Source organism: Daejeonella sp. (genome assembly GCF_037719425.1).
In the GTDB taxonomy this organism is placed as follows: Bacteria; Bacteroidota; Bacteroidia; order Sphingobacteriales; family Sphingobacteriaceae; genus Daejeonella.
The window spans coordinates 34,093-51,955 of the sequence record NZ_JBBJNI010000006.1; the positions used below are offsets into that span (position 1 = coordinate 34,093).

20 protein-coding genes and 1 tRNA gene are annotated in these 17,863 nt (G+C 42.0%); 13 read left to right on the forward strand and 8 right to left on the reverse strand.

Annotation, left to right across the window (positions count from 1 at the left end; translation table 11 throughout):
* Nucleotides 1–48: 48 nt before the first annotated feature.
* The 5 genes from ilvN to atpD form a co-directional block, all read right to left on the reverse strand.
* Nucleotides 49–684 (reverse strand): acetolactate synthase small subunit, encoded by a 636-nt coding sequence (gene ilvN / locus WKF69_RS01665; protein WP_340379049.1) that lies wholly within the window; start codon nucleotides 682–684, stop codon nucleotides 49–51.
* Between the two features lie 59 nt (nucleotides 685–743).
* On the reverse strand, nucleotides 744–2,480 hold the full coding sequence (gene ilvB, locus WKF69_RS01670; RefSeq protein ID WP_340378995.1) for a biosynthetic-type acetolactate synthase large subunit: 1,737 nt from the start codon (nucleotides 2,478–2,480) through the stop codon (nucleotides 744–746).
* Nucleotides 2,481–2,558: 78 nt separating this feature from the next.
* A complete protein-coding gene (gene ilvD, locus WKF69_RS01675; RefSeq protein ID WP_340378997.1) occupies nucleotides 2,559–4,238 on the reverse strand; it encodes a dihydroxy-acid dehydratase in 1,680 nt (559 codons plus the stop codon).
* Nucleotides 4,239–4,820: 582 nt separating this feature from the next.
* On the reverse strand, nucleotides 4,821–5,069 hold the full coding sequence (gene atpC / locus WKF69_RS01680; RefSeq protein ID WP_340378999.1) for an ATP synthase F1 subunit epsilon: 249 nt from the start codon (nucleotides 5,067–5,069) through the stop codon (nucleotides 4,821–4,823).
* A gap of 82 nt (nucleotides 5,070–5,151) precedes the next feature.
* On the reverse strand, nucleotides 5,152–6,657 hold the full coding sequence (gene atpD / locus WKF69_RS01685; protein WP_340379001.1) for a F0F1 ATP synthase subunit beta: 1,506 nt from the start codon (nucleotides 6,655–6,657) through the stop codon (nucleotides 5,152–5,154).
* Between the two features lie 379 nt (nucleotides 6,658–7,036).
* On the opposite strand from atpD, the gene WKF69_RS01690 reads away from it, so the two are divergent.
* The 7 genes from WKF69_RS01690 (at nucleotide 7,037) to WKF69_RS01720 (ending at nucleotide 12,229) form a co-directional block, all read left to right on the forward strand.
* Nucleotides 7,037–7,288 (forward strand): hypothetical protein, encoded by a 252-nt coding sequence (locus WKF69_RS01690; protein WP_340379003.1) that lies wholly within the window; start codon nucleotides 7,037–7,039, stop codon nucleotides 7,286–7,288.
* 287 nt (nucleotides 7,289–7,575) lie between these two features.
* Nucleotides 7,576–8,484, forward strand: a complete 909-nt coding sequence (locus tag WKF69_RS01695; RefSeq protein WP_340379005.1) for an SDR family oxidoreductase — start codon at nucleotides 7,576–7,578, stop codon at nucleotides 8,482–8,484.
* Nucleotides 8,485–8,572: 88 nt separating this feature from the next.
* Nucleotides 8,573–8,646, forward strand: a tRNA-Arg gene (locus WKF69_RS01700).
* Nucleotides 8,647–8,857: 211 nt separating this feature from the next.
* Nucleotides 8,858–9,430: an adenylate kinase gene (locus WKF69_RS01705; protein WP_340379007.1), complete on the forward strand. Its 573-nt coding sequence runs from the start codon at nucleotides 8,858–8,860 to the stop codon at nucleotides 9,428–9,430.
* Nucleotides 9,431–9,600: 170 nt separating this feature from the next.
* Complete coding sequence (gene obgE, locus WKF69_RS01710; RefSeq protein ID WP_340379009.1) at nucleotides 9,601–10,596, forward strand: GTPase ObgE; 996 nt, start codon at nucleotides 9,601–9,603, stop codon at nucleotides 10,594–10,596.
* Between the two features lie 167 nt (nucleotides 10,597–10,763).
* Nucleotides 10,764–11,852 (forward strand): DNA topoisomerase IB, encoded by a 1,089-nt coding sequence (locus WKF69_RS01715; RefSeq protein WP_340379011.1) that lies wholly within the window; start codon nucleotides 10,764–10,766, stop codon nucleotides 11,850–11,852.
* 38 nt (nucleotides 11,853–11,890) lie between these two features.
* Nucleotides 11,891–12,229 carry a hypothetical protein gene (locus tag WKF69_RS01720; RefSeq protein WP_340379013.1) on the forward strand — a complete coding sequence of 113 codons (339 nt, stop codon included), beginning with the start codon at nucleotides 11,891–11,893 and terminating at the stop codon, nucleotides 12,227–12,229.
* Here the strand turns inward: WKF69_RS01720 and WKF69_RS01725 are convergent, their stop codons facing one another.
* The gene (locus WKF69_RS01725) at nucleotides 12,230–12,439 is read right to left on the reverse strand and encodes a hypothetical protein (protein WP_340379015.1); all 210 of its coding nucleotides are present in this window, start codon (nucleotides 12,437–12,439) and stop codon (nucleotides 12,230–12,232) included.
* Between the two features lie 262 nt (nucleotides 12,440–12,701).
* Here WKF69_RS01725 and gap point away from each other — a divergent pair, with 262 nt between their 5' ends.
* The 3 genes from gap to WKF69_RS01740 all read left to right on the forward strand — a co-directional run bounded on the left by gap (nucleotide 12,702) and on the right by WKF69_RS01740 (nucleotide 15,436).
* Complete coding sequence (gap, locus tag WKF69_RS01730) at nucleotides 12,702–13,703, forward strand: type I glyceraldehyde-3-phosphate dehydrogenase (RefSeq protein WP_340379017.1); 1,002 nt, start codon at nucleotides 12,702–12,704, stop codon at nucleotides 13,701–13,703.
* Between the two features lie 12 nt (nucleotides 13,704–13,715).
* Nucleotides 13,716–14,147: a GNAT family N-acetyltransferase gene (locus WKF69_RS01735; protein ID WP_340379019.1), complete on the forward strand. Its 432-nt coding sequence runs from the start codon at nucleotides 13,716–13,718 to the stop codon at nucleotides 14,145–14,147.
* Nucleotides 14,148–14,245: 98 nt separating this feature from the next.
* On the forward strand, nucleotides 14,246–15,436 hold the full coding sequence (locus WKF69_RS01740) for a phosphoglycerate kinase (protein WP_340379021.1): 1,191 nt from the start codon (nucleotides 14,246–14,248) through the stop codon (nucleotides 15,434–15,436).
* A 61-nt stretch (nucleotides 15,437–15,497) separates the two neighbouring features.
* Here the strand turns inward: WKF69_RS01740 and WKF69_RS01745 are convergent, their stop codons facing one another.
* Nucleotides 15,498–15,899: a hypothetical protein gene (locus WKF69_RS01745; RefSeq protein ID WP_340379023.1), complete on the reverse strand. Its 402-nt coding sequence runs from the start codon at nucleotides 15,897–15,899 to the stop codon at nucleotides 15,498–15,500.
* Between the two features lie 91 nt (nucleotides 15,900–15,990).
* Nucleotides 15,991–16,140, reverse strand: a complete 150-nt coding sequence (locus WKF69_RS01750) for a hypothetical protein (protein WP_340379025.1) — start codon at nucleotides 16,138–16,140, stop codon at nucleotides 15,991–15,993.
* Nucleotides 16,141–16,178: 38 nt separating this feature from the next.
* Between WKF69_RS01750 and WKF69_RS01755 the strand changes: the two genes are divergently transcribed.
* The 3 genes from WKF69_RS01755 to WKF69_RS01765 all read left to right on the forward strand — a co-directional run.
* A complete protein-coding gene (locus WKF69_RS01755) occupies nucleotides 16,179–16,799 on the forward strand; it encodes a hypothetical protein (protein WP_340379026.1) in 621 nt (206 codons plus the stop codon).
* A complete protein-coding gene (locus WKF69_RS01760) occupies nucleotides 16,796–17,095 on the forward strand; it encodes a transcriptional regulator (RefSeq protein ID WP_340379028.1) in 300 nt (99 codons plus the stop codon). Before WKF69_RS01755 ends, WKF69_RS01760 begins: the two co-directional genes overlap by 4 nt.
* A gap of 52 nt (nucleotides 17,096–17,147) precedes the next feature.
* A partial coding sequence (locus WKF69_RS01765) for an inner membrane CreD family protein (protein ID WP_340379030.1) occupies nucleotides 17,148–17,863 on the forward strand: 716 nt, incomplete at its 3' end.

The following is a 17,863-nucleotide window of genomic DNA, read 5'->3' on the forward strand; positions in this document are numbered from 1 at the left end:
TTTTTATTTTGTTGTGTTGCTTGTTTATAATTTCTTGTTAATATGTTTTTACATAGTAAAGATCTTCTGACCATTATTGAGGTATTCGTTTTCTGAAACGTCCTCTCCCGGCTCTAATCTTTCAAATTCACGTAATTTTCTATTGAAGCCATCACTATGTTTAATGATCGCTACACGGGCGCTTCTCACAAATTCGATCAGGCCAAACGGTTGAAGGATCTTAATAAGGGCATCGGTTTCTTCTCTATGTCCGGTTGTTTCGAATACAGTGTAATCTTTACGGATCACTACAGCACGCGCACCGTTTTCACGAAGCAGACGTTCCACGCTTGCTTTTTCCGCGATGATATCAGTAGGAACTTTGTACAAAGCCAGTTCCTGCCAGATCACATCTTCATTAGTGTTGAAATACACTTTAAGTACTTCCACCTGTTTCTCTATCTGGCGTGATAGTTTTCTAACCACATCTTCCGTTTCGTTCACCACGATATTAAAGCGGTGAATGCTTTCAATTTCGGAAGGAGAGGTGTTAAGGCTATCTATATTAATCTTCCTTCTGGTAAAAATAATTGCTATCCTGTTAAGGAGCCCAATCTGATTTTCCGTGTAAACAGTGATATTGTACTCCTGTTTTGCCTCACCCCGCCCCTCTCCGGAGGAGAGGGGGACTGGGGTAGTATTCATTTTATTTGAATCCATATATTTTTTTTTAGCCTCCCCTTTGGGGAGGTTGGTGGGGCTTTCTATTTCAACCTGATCTCTGCCACACTGCACCCCTGAGGTACCATTGGAAATACATTATTCTCTTTAGTAACCATAACTTCCAGTAAGAATGACCCTTTATGATTGATCATTTCTTCTAAGGAATCGTTAAGATTTTCACGTTCTGACACGGTTTTACCAGCAATGCCATATGCGGCAGCAAGCGCTACAAAATCCGGGCTGGTAATATCGACAAATGAATAGCGGTGATCGTTAAACATTTCCTGCCACTGACGGACCATTCCTAAGAAGCGGTTGTTAAGGATCATGATCTTTACATCAATTCCGCTTTGCATGATTGTTCCAAGTTCCTGTAAAGTCATTTGGAAACCGCCGTCGCCGATAACAGCAACTACCGTGCGGTCTGGAGCACCGAACTTGGCGCCGATTGCAGCTGGTAAAGCAAAACCCATAGTTCCAAGCCCGCCGCTGGTTACATTACTGCGCGTCTGATTTAACTTCGCATATCTGCAGGCTACCATTTGATGCTGGCCAACATCCGTGACTATAATTGCATCACCATGTGTAAGCTGATTAAGCTGGTGAATAACTTCACCCATGGTAAGTTCTCCTGATGTTGGATGAAGCTCTGCATCGATTACAGCTTCAACTTCTTTCCTTGTATGGTCGGAAAATTTCTCCAGCCATTCTGCGTGTGTTTTTTCCTGGATAAGATCTGTTAAAGCTGGTAGGGTTTCCTTACAATCTCCCCAAACCGGTACAGTCGTCTGCACATTTTTATCGATCTCAGACGGATCAATGTCCAGATGAACCACTTTAGCCTGCTTAGCATATTTATCCAGACGTCCGGTTACACGGTCGTCAAACCTCATTCCTATTGCGATCAGCACATCGCATTCATTGGTAAGAACGTTCGGCCCATAGTTACCATGCATTCCCAGCATACCAACATTTAAGGGATGGTCGGTCGGAATTGCCCCCGCTCCTAAGATCGTCCATGCTGATGGAATGCCGCTTTTCTCAATGAAGGCTTTAAATTCTTGTTCAGCCTCGCCCAGTATTACCCCCTGTCCCCAAAGAACAAATGGCTTTTTTGCTGAATTTATCAGGTCCGCTGCTTTTTGGATATATTCCTTACGGATGATTGGTTTCGGTCTGTAGCTTCTGATATGATCACACTTACTATAGCCTTTAAAATCAAATTTCTGGATCTGGGCGTTCTTGGTAATATCGATCAATACAGGACCCGGCCTTCCGCTTTTCGCGATGTAAAAGGCTTTGCTTATTACTTCCGGGATTTCCGTGGCGTCAGTTACCTGAAAGTTCCACTTCGTTACTGGTGTAGTAATATTGATAACATCCGTTTCCTGGAATGCGTCTGTTCCTAACAGATGAGCAAATACTTGCCCTGTGATACATACAAGAGGTGTGCTGTCTATCATTGCATCCGCTAAACCCGTTACAAGATTAGTAGCTCCGGGACCGCTGGTCGCGAATACAACACCAACTTTCCCTGAAGTACGTGCGAAACCTTGTCCGGCGTGGATACCGCCCTGTTCGTGTCTGACCAGAATATGATTAAGCTTTTCTTTGTAGTCGTATAAAGCATCGTAGATCGGCATGATCGCTCCTCCCGGGTATCCGAATATAACCTCAGTTCCCTCGATTATTAAGGCTTCCAGTAAAGCTACAGAACCAGAAACTTCAACTGTTTTCGTTTCGGCTGACTTGGCTAATTCCTGTTGCGCTATTTCCATAATAATATCTTTAAATTTTTACATCCTCGTTTTATACTCATATGATGACTCTAAGTCATCTGATGAGTAAGATCACTATCAGGCTTCGTCTGTAACGCAGCCCTCGCTGGCGTTCTTTACTTGTCTGAAATATTTAAATAATACACCACTCTTAACAGGGGGTTCCGGTTGTTTCCATGCTGCTCTCCTTGAAGCCATTTCCTCATCGGAGATCATCAGATTGATGGAGTTTTTTGTTGCATCCAATTCAATAACATCGTTGTCTTGTACAAGTCCGATGTTCCCGCCTTCAAATGCTTCCGGGGTAATGTGACCAACCACAAACCCATGGGTACCACCTGAAAAACGTCCGTCTGTGATTAGAGCGACTGAGGAACCTAAGCCTGCTCCAAATATGGCAGATGTTGGTTTTAGCATTTCTGACATTCCCGGACCGCCTTTGGGGCCTACGAAGCGGATCACGACCACATCGCCAGCTTTTACTTTGGCACTGTTAATACCAGCGATCAACTCAAATTCACCGTCAAATACTCTGGCTGGTCCTGTAAACTTTTCACCTTCTTTCCCGCTGATCTTCGCAACTGAGCCCTGAGGCGCGAGATTGCCGTATAACATTTGCAGGTGCCCTGTGTTTTTAACAGGATTCTCATAAGGAAGAATAACATCCTGTGTCTCGAAGTTCAGGTCAACAGCATCGGCTACGTTCTCAGCAAGCGTTCTGCCAGTGACAGTCAGGCAATCACCATGAACCAGGCCTTTGCTTAGAAGATATTTCAATACTGCTGGCATCCCACCAATATTGTGAACATCTTCCATCATATATTTACCGCTAGGCTTGAGATCGGCGATAACTGAAGTTTCATCACTTACTTTTTGGAAGTCGGCAAGATCGAGCTTTATTCCAACCGACTTAGCCATTGCAATTAGGTGCAGAACAGCATTTGTAGATCCTCCCAACACCATAACAGTAACTATGGCATTGTGAAATGCTTTTTCTGTCATGATATCTCTTGGCTTGATATCTTTTTCTAAAAGGACGCGAATGTATTTACCGGCTTCCAGGCATTCTTCTTGTTTCTCTTTGCTAAGTGCAGGATAAGATGAGCTGTATGGTAAGCTCATTCCCATGGCTTCAATTGCTGAAGCCATGGTATTTGCGGTGTACATACCGCCGCATGCGCCGGCACCCGGACAAGCGTGTTCTATAATACCCTGAAAATCCTCTTCATTCAAATTTCCAGCCATTTTCTGACCCAAAGCCTCGAATGCGGAAACAATATTAAGTGACTGGCCTTTGTAATTGCCTGAGTGAATGCTGCCGCCATAAACCATAATTGAGGGACGATTCAATCTTCCCATTGCCATGATAGCTCCGGGCATATTCTTATCGCAGCCCGGAAGCGCAATTAATCCATCATAATAGTGGCCTCCGCAGACTGTTTCTATTGAATCCGCAATAAGGTCTCGTGAAACCAGAGAGAAACGCATTCCCTCCGTGCCATTAGTTATACCATCACTGATACCTATAGTATGGAACATCAGCCCGACCAGATCATTATTCCAAACACCTTTTTTGACGACCTGAGCAAGATCATTAAGGTGCATATTGCAGGTGTTGCCATCATAGCCCATACTTACAATACCAACCTGAGCTTTTGCCAGGTCCGCTTTGGTCAATCCGATACCATGAAGCATAGCCTGAGAAGCAGGTTGTGTCGGGTCTTGTGTTACTGTCTTGCTATATTTATTAAGTTCCATTAAATTGTTATGGTTGTGTGTTCTCTTTGAGTTGTCTTAGTGCTCAGGTGCTATCCTTTTTTCATGTTTGAACTTAAAAAAAAAGCCTTTCGGTTAGAAGAAGGCGTCTGATTTTTTTAATAAGTGTTTTAAATCTTTCGCCTATGCAGTGGGGATGAGAATGACAGTTAAGAGAATAATAATGACGAAGAGTTCAAGTGACTTGATCCTTAATTGAGGGGCATTTTCTAATAAACTCTTCGTGCTTAAAACGTTCATGCTATCGCGTTTTTATTTACATCTCAATTTAAAGCCTTCGTTTATTTATAGCAAGCATTAATAATTATTTTTTCATTAAGAATTTAATTTCGTTTCCATGATAATTTAAGAATTTTATTCTGTTAAAATAATAACCACTTCTATTTAATTCTAATCGGTAGACCAAAACCGTTTTGGGTTCTCAGTTCAAAAAACTATGCATGCATAGTAAATAAGCTGCATTCTGCCTGAAAGTCATCGAGTAGGGAGAATTATTGCAATTCTTGGACATAAAAAAAGCCCCTTAAATCTATTGATCTAAGGGGATTTTCTAAAGGTTTTTATTTAAGCGTTTTGTGTTCCTTCTGCAAGCACCATAATATTATTATTAAGCACTTCGATTACGCCGCCCTTTATAAAAATAGTTTCTTCAGTGTTTCCGGTACGGATGATCACTTTGCCATCTTCTAAAGTTGAAACGATAGGAGCGTGGTCTTTAAGCACTTCGAAAGATCCCATTGTACCGGGTACAGTTACTGATCTCACTTCGCCTTCGAAAACCTTTTTATCAGGGGTTAATATTTCTAGTTTCATATTTTGGGATATGAGACATGAGATATGAGATATGAGACTGAGTGTTTAGATCCCAATTCTCAAATCTTACTTCTCACATCACTTACGCATTAGCTTCAGCTAATAATTTCTTTCCTTTTTCTACTGCATCCTCAATAGTACCAACAAGGTTGAATGCCGCTTCAGGATATTCATCGACTTCACCGTCCATAATCATGTTGAACCCTTTGATGGTATCTTTAATGTCAACCAATACACCTTTTAAACCGGTGAACTGCTCAGCAACGAAGAATGGCTGTGAAAGGAAACGCTGTACACGGCGTGCGCGTCCAACTATTAATTTATCTTCTTCAGAAAGCTCATCCATACCTAAGATGGCGATGATATCCTGTAATTCTTTGTAACGCTGTAAGATCTCTTTAACACGTTGCGCGGTACCGTAGTGCTCATCCCCAAGGGTTGCTGCATTCAGGATCCTAGAAGTTGAATCCAATGGATCCACCGCGGGGTAGATACCAAGTTCAGCAATCTTACGTGAAAGTACAGTTGTAGCATCAAGGTGAGCAAAAGTTGTAGCCGGTGCCGGGTCAGTCAAATCATCCGCAGGGACGTAAACCGCCTGAACAGATGTAATTGAACCACGTTTTGTTGATGTGATACGCTCCTGCATCAAGCCCATCTCAGTTGCCAGCGTTGGCTGGTAACCTACAGCAGATGGCATCCGGCCTAAAAGGGCTGATACCTCAGAACCTGCCTGAGTGAAACGAAAGATGTTATCTACGAAGAAAAGTATGTCTTTTCCTTGTCCTTCGCCATCACCATCACGGAAATATTCTGCTACAGTTAATCCGGACAAAGCCACACGTGCACGTGCACCAGGAGGCTCATTCATTTGTCCAAATACCAATGTAGCTTTAGAGTCTTTTAATGCTTCTTTATCAACAGATGCCAGATCCCAGCCGCCTTCTTCCATAGAATGCTTGAAAGCATCTCCGTAGTTGATTACACCGGACTCGATGAACTCACGAAGAAGGTCATTACCCTCACGTGTACGCTCACCCACACCGGCAAAAACAGATAAACCTGAATATGCTTTCGCGATGTTGTTTACCAGTTCCATAATAAGAACCGTTTTACCAACACCAGCACCGCCAAATAATCCAATCTTACCTCCCTTGGCATAAGGCTCTAAAAGGTCGATAACTTTGATACCTGTGAAAAGTACTTCAGTATCAGTAGAAAGCTCATCAAATTTTGGCGGTGTATTGTGGATAGGGTAACCATCTTTATTGTCGACGTCATCGATGCCATCGATAGCCTGGCCAACCACGTTAAATAAACGCCCTTTAATTTTATCGCCAACCGGCATTTTAATAGCAGATCCAGTATCCGTTACGCTCATTCCACGAACTAACCCATCAGTTGAATCCATCGCAACCGCTCTTACACGATCCTCTCCAAGATGTTGCTGAACCTCAAGAACGATCTTTTGTCCGTTATCTTTTACGATTTCAAGAGCGTCATAAATTTTAGGTAAGTGTGCATTATCAGTGAAGCTAACGTCGACTACAGGTCCGATGATCTGTGCTATTTTTCCAGAGTTTGGCATATAATTTTTGTAAAACTTTATTAAATCAACAATTTAAGCCCTTTTTAAAGGGTGTTTTTTGGTCTGCAAAAATACTCTTTATCACCGTAAATCAAATACTTAATTGAGAATTTTTGTGCAATAATTTAAAAACGTTTTTTTCGGGTGTATGGCGAGTGCAGCAAGAGGTCTTAATATCAACTTTCTCAATTAAAATGGAGCCCGATTCAGAGGTCGGGGTGGGATGAATATCGCGCTGTGCTCAGAGCGGTAATCTCGTTCAGGATGTGCTATCCGGATTCCCTTAAACAGATCCGGACTGCTGATTCAAACCAAAATCCAAATTAATTGTAGTAACTATTATTAAACGAAATATAAACCCAAACTAAATAGAAACGTCATGAAAACAAACAATCAGCTTAAATCTCTTTCATTATTTGAAAAGGCCATTTTATCTCTTGCAGCTACATTAAGCATTTTCCTTGCATCAGTTAAAACATTTGCACAATCCGCTCCGGATAAGGTAGAAGTCGACATAAACGCTGGCGGTGACGCTGTATGGTACGGACAACCATGGGTGTGGGTTATTGGAGTAGCGCTATTTATTGTTATCATAATCGCGATCACGCGTAACAATAACACTAGAGCATAATTTCATAATTGGAATGAGGTTTTCGGTTATGGTCAAAGCATTTTGGCTCGCCAATCCTCAACTAATAATATTAGAAAAGCTCCCTTGGTTAGAGGGGGCTTTTCGTTTTATAGCTCTCTCTTTAACAATCATCCCAATCATTCATTTCGGAAACCAGACTATCGGCACCCGCCGTCTGTTGTGGAACTTTAATCATCGATTTAATTAAATTTGGGTTTCTTTGAATGATGAAACTCTGCAATACTTTTCGGACGATCCAGGGCATTCGGGTTATAAGTTAATAATTAATGAAGAGAATTTTAGTGACCGGTAGTAACGGTCTGCTAGGTCAAAAACTGACGGATATCAGCCTGCTTGATGGAGAGATTGACCTTATTGCTACATCTGTCGGAGCGAACAGGCACCCTGCGAAATCAGGCTATATATATGAAGAGTTTGATATACGTGATGCCGATCGATTTGGGGAGCTAATTGAAAAATATCGTCCCGATGCTGTTATCAACACAGCGGCCATGACCAATGTAGACACGTGCGAGGTTGAAAAGGACTTATGCAAAGCATTAAATGTGGACGCTGTGGCCGGTCTGGTCTCTGTTTGCGAAAAGTATGATGTCCATTTGGTTCATATCTCAACGGACTTTATATTCGACGGAGAGAATGGACCGTATCCTGAAGAGGCAGAACCGAGTCCATTGAGTTATTACGGGCTTACGAAGCTGCATGCAGAAGAATTACTGAAAGAGTCGTCCTGCCGTTGGGCTATCCTCCGAACAATCATTGTTTATGGTATTGTTAGCGATATGAGCAGAAGCAATATAGTCTTGTGGGCAAAGGGAGCGCTAGAGAAGGGAGTGCCCATCAACGTGGTAAAAGATCAGTGGCGGATGCCAACCCTCGCGGAAGACCTTGCTATTGGCTGTATACTGGCAGTTAAGAAAGAAGCAACAGGGGTTTTTAATATCTCCGGGAAGGATTTGATGAGTATTATTGAAATTGTTGAAAGGGTAGCCGATTTTTACAGGCTTGATAAGGCGTTAATCAATCCCATATCGGCAGAAAGCCTGAATCAAACTGCAAAGCGGCCCAAAAAAACAGGTTTTATTTTAGATAAAGCCATCAGCGAGTTAGGATATCGGCCCAGATCCTTCGAAGAAGGAATGGCGATAATTGACGAGCAGCTTAAAAGCGCTCTGTGACGACGTGAGAAGGCAGAGATTTCGACTATTTTCAAAAAACTTATGTTAGTTTAAAAAGAAAGCATATTTTTGCAGTCCGTTAAAAAAGGCACCTGTAGCTTAATTGGATAGAGCACCTGACTACGGATCAGGAGGTTAGGGGTTCGACTCCCTTCAGGTGCACATTGAAAAGTGCACGATTAGACGAGCGAGAATTCGATCGAGCATCCCGATTGCAAATCGGGAAGGTTAGGAGTTCGACTACCTTCAGGTGCACATAGTAAAAAAGCCTTTTCGACCATCACACGGAAAGGCTTTTAAAATTTAAAATAAACCTATTTCTTCACCCATTCCATACTGGTGATACCAGAGGAATGAAATTTAGATCATTCGAATGCTGAACCTAGTTTTGTTTGGCCCTCCGGGCGCTGGTAAAGGAACACAATCCGAAAAGTTAATTCAAAAATACAAACTGGTTCATTTATCAACGGGGGATATACTTAGAGGTGAGATAACACAAGGCACGGATTTAGGCCTTGAGGCGAAGAAACTCATGGATCAGGGAGTTTTAGTTCCTGACCAGGTTGTGATCGGAATGATTAGCAACAAGGTCGATTCAAATAAAAATGCTCAGGGATTTATTTTTGACGGTTTTCCAAGGACTGTTGCCCAGGCGGAAGCTTTAGATGAGCTCTTGGAAAGTAAGTCTTCAGCTATCTCAGGAATGGTAGCCTTGGTTGTTGATAACGAAGAATTGGAAAAGCGTCTTTTGAACCGCGGCAAGGATTCAGGTCGTCCGGATGATGCTAATCCTGAAGTGATTCGCAAACGCATTGATGAGTATAATTCTAAAACAGCTCCTGTAGCTAACTACTATAAAGATCAGAATAAGTTTACCAGCATCAACGGTATAGGTACAGTAGATGAAATATTCGGATCGATCTGCAAGGTTGTTGATGCCTTTTAATAAATCAGGGTACTCATGATCGCATCTTCTCTTCTTTAATTAGCATGCATTTTGCTCTCTGTTAAAAAATAAAACCTGCATGAGCTTACCGTGCCGTTAAAAAAAAAACGAAATAGACCATGCTCATGCAAGCTTTATTGCCATTAAAAACATTTATTCTCAAATAAAAAATGTCTCAGAGTTCAAATTTTGTTGATTATGTAAAAATATGCTGCCGGTCAGGCCATGGCGGGGCTGGATCATCGCATTTGCATAGAGATATTTTAACTTCAAAAGGAGGTCCTGATGGCGGCGACGGTGGACGTGGTGGCCATATCACTCTGAAGGGAAACAGCCAGCTCTGGACACTTCTTCACCTTAAATACAGGAAACATATTATTGCCGAGAACGGCTTACCCGGATCAAGCGGGCAGAGATCGGGGCGCACCGGAGAAGATGAAATTCTCGAAGTGCCACTCGGAACTATCGCCCGGAACTCTGAAACCGGCGAGATTCTATTTGAGATCACTAAGGATGGTGAAACGAAGATATTAACTTCCGGCGGGAGGGGCGGTTTGGGTAACTGGCATTTTAAAACATCTACCAAGCAAACTCCGAGATATTCTCAGCCGGGTGAACCCGGTAAAGAGGAATGGATGGTGCTTGAATTAAAAATTCTTGCAGATGTGGGTCTCGTAGGGTTCCCAAATGCTGGTAAATCAACATTGCTGTCAGTAGTGTCGGCTGCAAAGCCTGAAATTGCTGATTACGCTTTTACAACCCTGGTTCCAAACCTTGGCATAGTTTCCTATAAAAATAACAAGTCATTCGTAATGGCGGATATACCCGGAATTATTGAGGGAGCGTCTAAAGGCAAAGGTCTTGGAATACGTTTCTTGAGACATATCGAGCGTAATTCAGTCCTGTTATTCCTTGTTCCTGCCGATACCAGCCGGACTATAAAAGAAGAGTACCATATACTTCTTAACGAGCTTGAACAGTACAATCCGGAACTGATGCAGAAGCCACGCGTTTTGGCTATAAGTAAATCAGACATGCTGGACGAAGAGCTGATCGCGGAAATGAAAACTGACCTGCCCGACCTTCCGGCACTATTTATCTCATCGGTGGCTCAAAAGGGTTTGCTTGAGCTGAAAGATCTGCTGTGGAAGGTAATTAACACATAGTTGTCAGTTACCTGTTGCCAATTTTCCAGACTTATTCCTCAAAAAATCTTCAATAAATTATCCCGAGGCAATTTATTTGATCAACACGCAAATCTGCCCTGTCAGTTGACATATTGACAAAAATCTCCCTCATCTAAACAATTTCCTCTTTTTTCCCTTTTACCATCATGACATCAGAGCAGGAAACCTTAGAAGAAACGGGCTTAGTTTTCTCAAGCGACTCCAATGCAGGAATAAGCCGAAAAAAATCTGGCAAAAACTACATTTATTTAGATAAAAAGGGTGATAACATAACCGATGAAAAGACGCTTGACAGAATAAAAAAGTTGGTTTTGCCGCCAGCCTGGACTAATGTCTGGATTGCGGAAAAGAAGAACGCACATCTTCAAGCCACTGGCATTGATGCTGCCGGCAGGAAACAATACAAGTACCATCATGATTGGGCCCGGCATCGAAACGAAACCAAATATTATCGCCTGCTCGAGTTTGGGAACAGGCTCCCTGAGTTCAGAAAAAATATTGTGAAAGACTTACGGAGAAAGGAGCTGGACGAGCGTAAAGTATTGGCAATCTCTGTAAATATGATGCAAAAGACGCTGATTCGAATTGGTAACGAATCTTACAAGCAATTATATGGTTCCTACGGATTAACAACCCTTAGAGATAAGCATGTGAAAATCAACGGCAATTCACTAAAACTTAGTTTCAAAGGTAAAAAGGGGGTATTGCATGATATTGATATTTCAGACAAGAGCCTGGCAAAACTAGTAAAGAAATGCCGGGACATTCCGGGCCAGGAACTATTCCAATATTATACTCCCGATGGCGATAGAAAGTCAATAGATTCCGGGAAGGTGAATAATTATATAAAAGAAATTAGCTGCTGCGATTTTACAGCAAAAGATTTTCGGACCTGGGCCGGCACCATGCATACCATGAAACATCTGGCAGAATTCGATTATCCGGATAATGCAACACTTAAGAAAAAGATCATTGTTACAGCTATAGATCTGGTAGCGGCAAAACTTGGCAACACCAGGGCGATTTGTAAAAAATCTTACGTCTTTCCCGCATTACTGGAAGAGTATGAGAACGGATCGTTAGTTCCTTATTTGAAAAAGTTATCCAGATCCCCCGATTTTACCAGTGAGAAAGGGCTTAATCATGATGAGAAAATCCTGCTAAGCTTTCTTAAGGCTCAGAAAAAAAAGAAGTCGAGTACATGCACAAAAATAAAAGCTACTAAGGCAGCATAAGCAAGCAACCTTTTTGACAGTAAAAGCATCTTCTGTATATGAAGATTCTTGTTATAATTATTGCATTGATGCTGCCTTGTGTGGTGTTTTCTCAAAGCCAGGATAGTATTTTTCAGTACTGCCAGGTTAGGTTATTTGGGAAATCTACGGGGATTAGCATTGAAATTGACTACGGGCAGGAGAAAAAATTTTTTGATAAAAGCTCAGTTCTTAAGGATGATAAGGGCGATTTTAGAATATTTAATTCCGTAGCACACGCATTAAACTATATGGGCGCCATGGGTTGGAGGGTTATCCAGACTTATAAGATTGGACCTGACCCGGATCTTTTTGATCAGTGTTTTTTAATGGAAACTAAGAAAAAATCCACAAGATAGTTAATCCTTAGGAGGAGTCTTAACGGAATGAACTGGCTGCTCGTCGGTTTCCCTCCTTTTGGCAGGGTTTGGCAAATTTGGCTCGTCTTTAGTGTATACCCTGTCTTCCGGTTTCACTACAGCCTCGTTATCATCTTTAGGACTCTTTACCTCTTTTTGTTTTGAATCCTGTGGACGGAGTTTTTCCGGTTTTTCGCTTTCATTATTCATATTATATAAACAACCGAAAAGAAGCAATGTTTGCCCCTTGATCTTGCCCGCGGTGCTTTAGCAAGCGAACTCACAATATCGTTTACTTTGTCCGTCTCAGTAATTCATCTTTACGTGATCATAAAAATTAAAAAATAAACGTGAATGATTCGTGGTTAACTTACCCTCGAACCAATAAAAAACAGATTATGGTATGTGGGGCGCAATTTTACTTACTGTTTATCATCCAATGTGATAACTTTGGGCTCTCGTTATTAAAAATATGAAAGTCGCGATAAATGGTTTTGGGCGTATTGGCAGGATTACTCTGCGGGCTTTGCTTGAAAAAGCAGGTATTGAGGTGGTCGCAATCAATGATCTCACCGATACAAAAACTCTTGCGCATTTGTTTAAGTACGACTCAGTTCATCGCGGATTTAGCGGAACTGTTGGTGCGGTCGAAAATGGTCTGATGGTCAACGGAAAGCTGATTCGTGTGTTCGCTCAAAGGGATCCGTTAAACCTTCCATGGAAGGAATTGAGTGTCGATCTTGTTATTGAATCTACCGGTAAATTTACTACAGCTGAACTTGCGTCAGCCCACCTGAAAGCCGGGGCCAGGCAGGTAATTATTTCTGCTCCTTCAGAAGACAAAGAACTGCCGACAGTTGTATTGGGCGTTAACGATTATTCGGTTGACTTGACTTCCTGCATTTTATCTAACGCATCATGTACAACGAACAACGTTGCTGCAATGGTCAAGGTATTAGATGATAACTGGGGCGTAGTAACGGGCTACATAACAACAGTTCATTCAATGACTGGCGATCAAAACCTTCACGATGCCCCACACAGGGATCTGCGGAGAGCAAGAGCAGCTTCTGCATCTATTATCCCTACTACTACCGGCGCTGCCAAAGCCATCACTAATATATTTCCGCACCTGGATGGCAAATTAGGGGGTGCAGGTATCCGTGTTCCTGTTCTAAATGGTTCGTTAACAGATTTTACTTGTATTCTAAAGGCAGTTCCCTCTGCAGAAGATATTAACCTGGCGTTCAGAAAGGCGTCGGAAGGGTTCCTTAAGGGTGTGCTTGAATATACATCCGATCCAATTGTTTCTGTTGATATTCTGGACAATCCTCACTCATGCATTTTTGATTCGGAGCTTACCTCAGTGGTCGGCGATCTCGTTAAAGTGGTGGGCTGGTATGATAATGAATCCGGGTACTCAAATCGCCTGGCAGACCTTGTAGTAAAGATTGCCGAACTTGATATAAGATAATTCGGGCGATCAATGATAACATTTATCACCACCGATCAAACTCTGGATCTGCGCAGCTCAGAATTAAGATGGGGACTTGACAGAAGTTTATGTGGTTTTGAAGGCGATGATGACAAAGATTCGTTTCATGTTGGGTATGTTCAGGATGAAAAGCTTGTCAGTATAGCGACCTTTCATAAACAGCCCATGGAAGGATTTTTTGGAACAGGATATCAGCTCCGGGGCATGGTAACTCACCCGGAGTTTCAGGGAAAAGGAATTGGCAACCAACTTTTAAATTTTTCCATTGTTTACCTGGGGGGGCAAATGGCGAATTACCTCTGGTGTAATTCAAGGAAAATCGCGTACAAGTTTTACCAGGGTATAGGATTTGAGTTTATATCGGAAGAGTTTGAACTGCCTAAGATAGGCCCGCACAGAGTGATGTACCTTAAAATTAACTAAGAAGTAGAAACAGGAGCTAGGAGGTACACCAAGCATACCCAATTTTATCCGGACAATCATGCACCTGGCAACCGACAACTAAAAACTAACAACCAACAATGAAGACGATCGATTACATAAATTTTTCGGGTAAAAAAGCCCTGATACGAGTTGATTTCAATGTTCCACTCGATGAACATTTTAATATCACTGACGATAACCGCATCATGGGCGCAGTGCCAACGATTGAAAAGATATTGAAGGACGGTGGATCGGTAATTCTAATGTCTCACCTTGGAAGGCCAAAAGATGGTCCGACAAAAAAATATTCATTATGCCACGTTATAAAACATCTATCGCTTGTTTTGAACACAAAGGTAAAATTTGCCGATGATTGTATTGGTAAAGAAGCTGTAGCGCTTGCTAAAGACTTAAAGGCCGGCGAGGTTTTACTCCTGGAAAATCTCAGATTCTATAACGAGGAAGAAAAAGGCGACGAAGCATTTGCGAAGAAGCTTGCTGCTTTGGGAGACGTATATGTGAATGATGCATTTGGAACTGCGCATAGAGCGCATTCTTCTACAGCGATTGTCGCCAGGTTCTTTCCGGACGCTAAGTACTTCGGATACCTTATGGCTGGCGAACTTGCTAATGCCGAAAAAATTCTTAACCATGCCGAGAGGCCGTTTACAGCAATAATGGGTGGCGCTAAAGTTTCTGATAAGATCGAATTAATAGACCAGTTGCTTAAGAAAGTTGATAACCTGATCATCGGCGGGGGAATGGCTTACACCTTTGCTAAGGCTCAGGGTGGCAAGATTGGAAATTCACTTGTAGAGGATGATAAGCTGGAACTGGCGACAGAACTAATCGCACAAGCGAAAAAGAAAAACGTAAACCTTTTATTGCCTGTTGACTCAATTATTGCTGATGCTTTCGCTGAAGATGCTAAGACGGGAAAAGCAAAAAATGATAATATTAAAGATGGCTGGATGGGCCTTGATATTGGTGCAGAGTCGATCAAAAGCTTTGTAAAAGTGATTAAGAAGTCTAAAACCATCCTTTGGAATGGACCTATGGGCGTTTTCGAAATGGAAAAATTCCAGGAGGGAACTAAGTCTGTTGCTGAAGCGGTTGTCGAAGCGACGAAAAAAGGTGCCTTCTCACTTATTGGCGGCGGTGATTCTGCTGCAGCAGTAGCAAAATTTGGTTTTAATGATGATGTTAGTTATGTATCAACCGGCGGAGGTGCATTGCTCGAGTATATGGAAGGGAAAGAGCTTCCAGGAGTGAAGGCGATAAATTCCTGAGTTTTTTATTCGTGGGATGATCTGGAGTTCCTATGAGTTATTTCTCATAGGAATAGTTTGATCAGATATGCTTAAGATCAGATTTAGCAGCCAATTTAGTATAGATGGAGCCAGATCCAACATACACCAATAAAATAGACGAAAATAAGATGGAAAATGCCAACAAGTAACCCATGTTGAATGCAACCTGAGAGGTTTTTATTTCCGGATTAAAATTGAAAATCAATCCCGCGAAGGCCATGTAAAGAGATATCAATCCCGCGACTATTCCAAAACCCAGATAGAAAGGTTTACGATTGATCAGTATAGGAAGGCATCCTAACAAAAGGATCGCGTAGTCAATGACATAAATATTTGAAAAGTAAAGCGTTGCACCAAAGTTTATTAATCCGAGCAATAAAAAGTATACAGAACCAATGAGTTTAGCCCGTTTTAATTTTTGCTCTTCACTTAAATTTTTCATACTTTTTTTCAGGGATAGTAGTTTGTCACAAAGTAAATATAGTACTTGTCTGCGATAAATTGCCTGGCTTCCAGCGTCATCGCCAAAAGAATTATTCAGCATTGTCGTACGTTTCTTTCAGCCAAAGCAATAATCCGGTATTCACTTCTTCAAGGCTGGATAGCTGTACCCTATGTGAGCACATAGAACCAAATGGTCCGGAATTTTGCAAAATCCCGTTCAAATTACTTGCATATCTCATTAATTATATTTTACTTTGAATTTCAAAGTGATTTTTGTATGAAAGAAAAGGATGTCTATGCAGAATTAAGTTCGATCAGAGACTTGATGGAACGTTCTTCCAAGTTTATCTCACTAAGCGGACTGTCCGGCGTCATAGCAGGCTTGTATGCCCTTGCGGGGGCTGGGCTTGGATATTTGCTGGTGCATAACCTGAAAACTGAAACCGGATCGGACGGGCCTTATGCAGGCGAACCGGTCATATTTTGGCAATTGTTCATGATCGCATTGGCAGTACTTGTTTTTTCTGTCGTTACAGCCTGCTGGTTTAGCGTGCGGAAAGCAAAAGTGAAAAACGAGAACGTGTGGAATCCTGTAAGCCGCAGGTTGCTGGCAGCAATTGTTGTTCCGCTGTTTACCGGCGGGTTGTTCATTATTATCATGATGATGAAGGGGGATTATACCACTGTCGCAGCGGCCTGCCTTATTTTTTATGGTTTGGCTTTAGTTGCGGGAAGCCATTACACGTATAATGATGTAAAATGGCTGGGGTTTTGCGAGATTTTCTTAGGTTTGCTCGCTTTAGTGCTGCCGGGCTATGGTTTGATCCTGTGGGCGATCGGTTTTGGCCTTCTGCATATTATTTATGGTACCATTCTGCATTTTAAATACGAAAGGTGAAAGTTTCTCTGGAACAATTCGATAAGGCTTTTGAGAACAGGATAAGGCTTCAGATAATGAGTGTGCTGGCGGTAAACAACAGCTACGATTTTAATTCCCTCAAAGATCTGCTGCAGGTGACCGATGGGAACCTGGCTTCGCACCTTAAAGCTCTTGAGAAGGAGGACTATATTACCATAACCAAATCTTTCATCGGGCGAAAGCCTAATACCCAATACGCCGCTACCCAAAAGGGAAAAGATGCTTTCAAAAAGCACCTTCTAGCACTTGAAAATTTAATCAACCAACAGAAGTAATATTTTTTTATCTATATACTTTGAAAAACAAAGTACTTTTAAAACTGAAAAAATGGAAAATCAAAACGAAAACAACTCCTTAATCGACTGGATCAAAGGATCCGTAATTATTAAAATGGCGCTGATTGGGTGCTTAACTTTGGTGCTTTTAGTCCCGTCAGTATTGATACGGGATCTCATCAGTGAGCGGCAAAGCCGTCAGAATGAGGTGATCACAGAGGTTTCTGATAAATGGGCAGGCAGTCAGCTTTTGCAGGGACCGATATTAATTCTCCCTTATAAAAACATGGTTACTGATAAAGACAAGGATGGAAAGATAGCTTCCAGGGAGGCATTATCTCATTTCTATATCCTGCCCGAAATGCTGAATATAGAATCTGAAACGCAGCCCAAGGTGCTTCACAGGGGCATATTCGATGCTGTGGTCTATGATACGAAGATAAAAACACATGGCCGGTTTCAGACGCCTGACTTCAAAAAAGCGGGCATCGACCCGGGCTCAGTCATCTGGCAGCAGGCACGGGTGGTAATTGGACTGAGTGATCTGAAGGGATTGAAAAACAATCCAGTAATAAAACTTGGCGATTCTTCCTACAGCGTTGAGCCGGATTTCTCTTCAATAAATCTCTTTAAGCATAATCTGGTTGTGCTTGCCGATCTTGGTGGCTTAAAGAATGCCAACCTGAATTTCAGCTTTGGCATGAACCTGCGAGGGAGCAGCGAATTGAGTTTCATGCATTTGGGAAAAAATACTTCAGTTAAAGCGTG

Coding starts and splice junctions, on each gene's coding strand:
- ilvN (WP_340379049.1), bottom strand. CDS start 684: ATGAATACTACCCCAGTCCCCCTCTCCTCCGGAGAGGGGCGGGGTGAG.
- ilvB (WP_340378995.1), bottom strand. CDS start 2,480: ATGGAAATAGCGCAACAGGAATTAGCCAAGTCAGCCGAAACGAAAACA.
- ilvD (WP_340378997.1), bottom strand. CDS start 4,238: ATGGAACTTAATAAATATAGCAAGACAGTAACACAAGACCCGACACAA.
- atpC (WP_340378999.1), bottom strand. CDS start 5,069: ATGAAACTAGAAATATTAACCCCTGATAAAAAGGTTTTCGAAGGCGAA.
- atpD (WP_340379001.1), bottom strand. CDS start 6,657: ATGCCAAACTCTGGAAAAATAGCACAGATCATCGGACCTGTAGTCGAC.
- WKF69_RS01690 (WP_340379003.1), top strand. CDS start 7,037: ATGAAAACAAACAATCAGCTTAAATCTCTTTCATTATTTGAAAAGGCC.
- WKF69_RS01695 (WP_340379005.1), top strand. CDS start 7,576: ATGAAGAGAATTTTAGTGACCGGTAGTAACGGTCTGCTAGGTCAAAAA.
- WKF69_RS01705 (WP_340379007.1), top strand. CDS start 8,858: ATGCTGAACCTAGTTTTGTTTGGCCCTCCGGGCGCTGGTAAAGGAACA.
- obgE (WP_340379009.1), top strand. CDS start 9,601: ATGTCTCAGAGTTCAAATTTTGTTGATTATGTAAAAATATGCTGCCGG.
- WKF69_RS01715 (WP_340379011.1), top strand. CDS start 10,764: ATGACATCAGAGCAGGAAACCTTAGAAGAAACGGGCTTAGTTTTCTCA.
- WKF69_RS01720 (WP_340379013.1), top strand. CDS start 11,891: ATGAAGATTCTTGTTATAATTATTGCATTGATGCTGCCTTGTGTGGTG.
- WKF69_RS01725 (WP_340379015.1), bottom strand. CDS start 12,439: ATGAATAATGAAAGCGAAAAACCGGAAAAACTCCGTCCACAGGATTCA.
- gap (WP_340379017.1), top strand. CDS start 12,702: ATGAAAGTCGCGATAAATGGTTTTGGGCGTATTGGCAGGATTACTCTG.
- WKF69_RS01735 (WP_340379019.1), top strand. CDS start 13,716: ATGATAACATTTATCACCACCGATCAAACTCTGGATCTGCGCAGCTCA.
- WKF69_RS01740 (WP_340379021.1), top strand. CDS start 14,246: ATGAAGACGATCGATTACATAAATTTTTCGGGTAAAAAAGCCCTGATA.
- WKF69_RS01745 (WP_340379023.1), bottom strand. CDS start 15,899: ATGAAAAATTTAAGTGAAGAGCAAAAATTAAAACGGGCTAAACTCATT.
- WKF69_RS01750 (WP_340379025.1), bottom strand. CDS start 16,140: ATGAGATATGCAAGTAATTTGAACGGGATTTTGCAAAATTCCGGACCA.
- WKF69_RS01755 (WP_340379026.1), top strand. CDS start 16,179: ATGAAAGAAAAGGATGTCTATGCAGAATTAAGTTCGATCAGAGACTTG.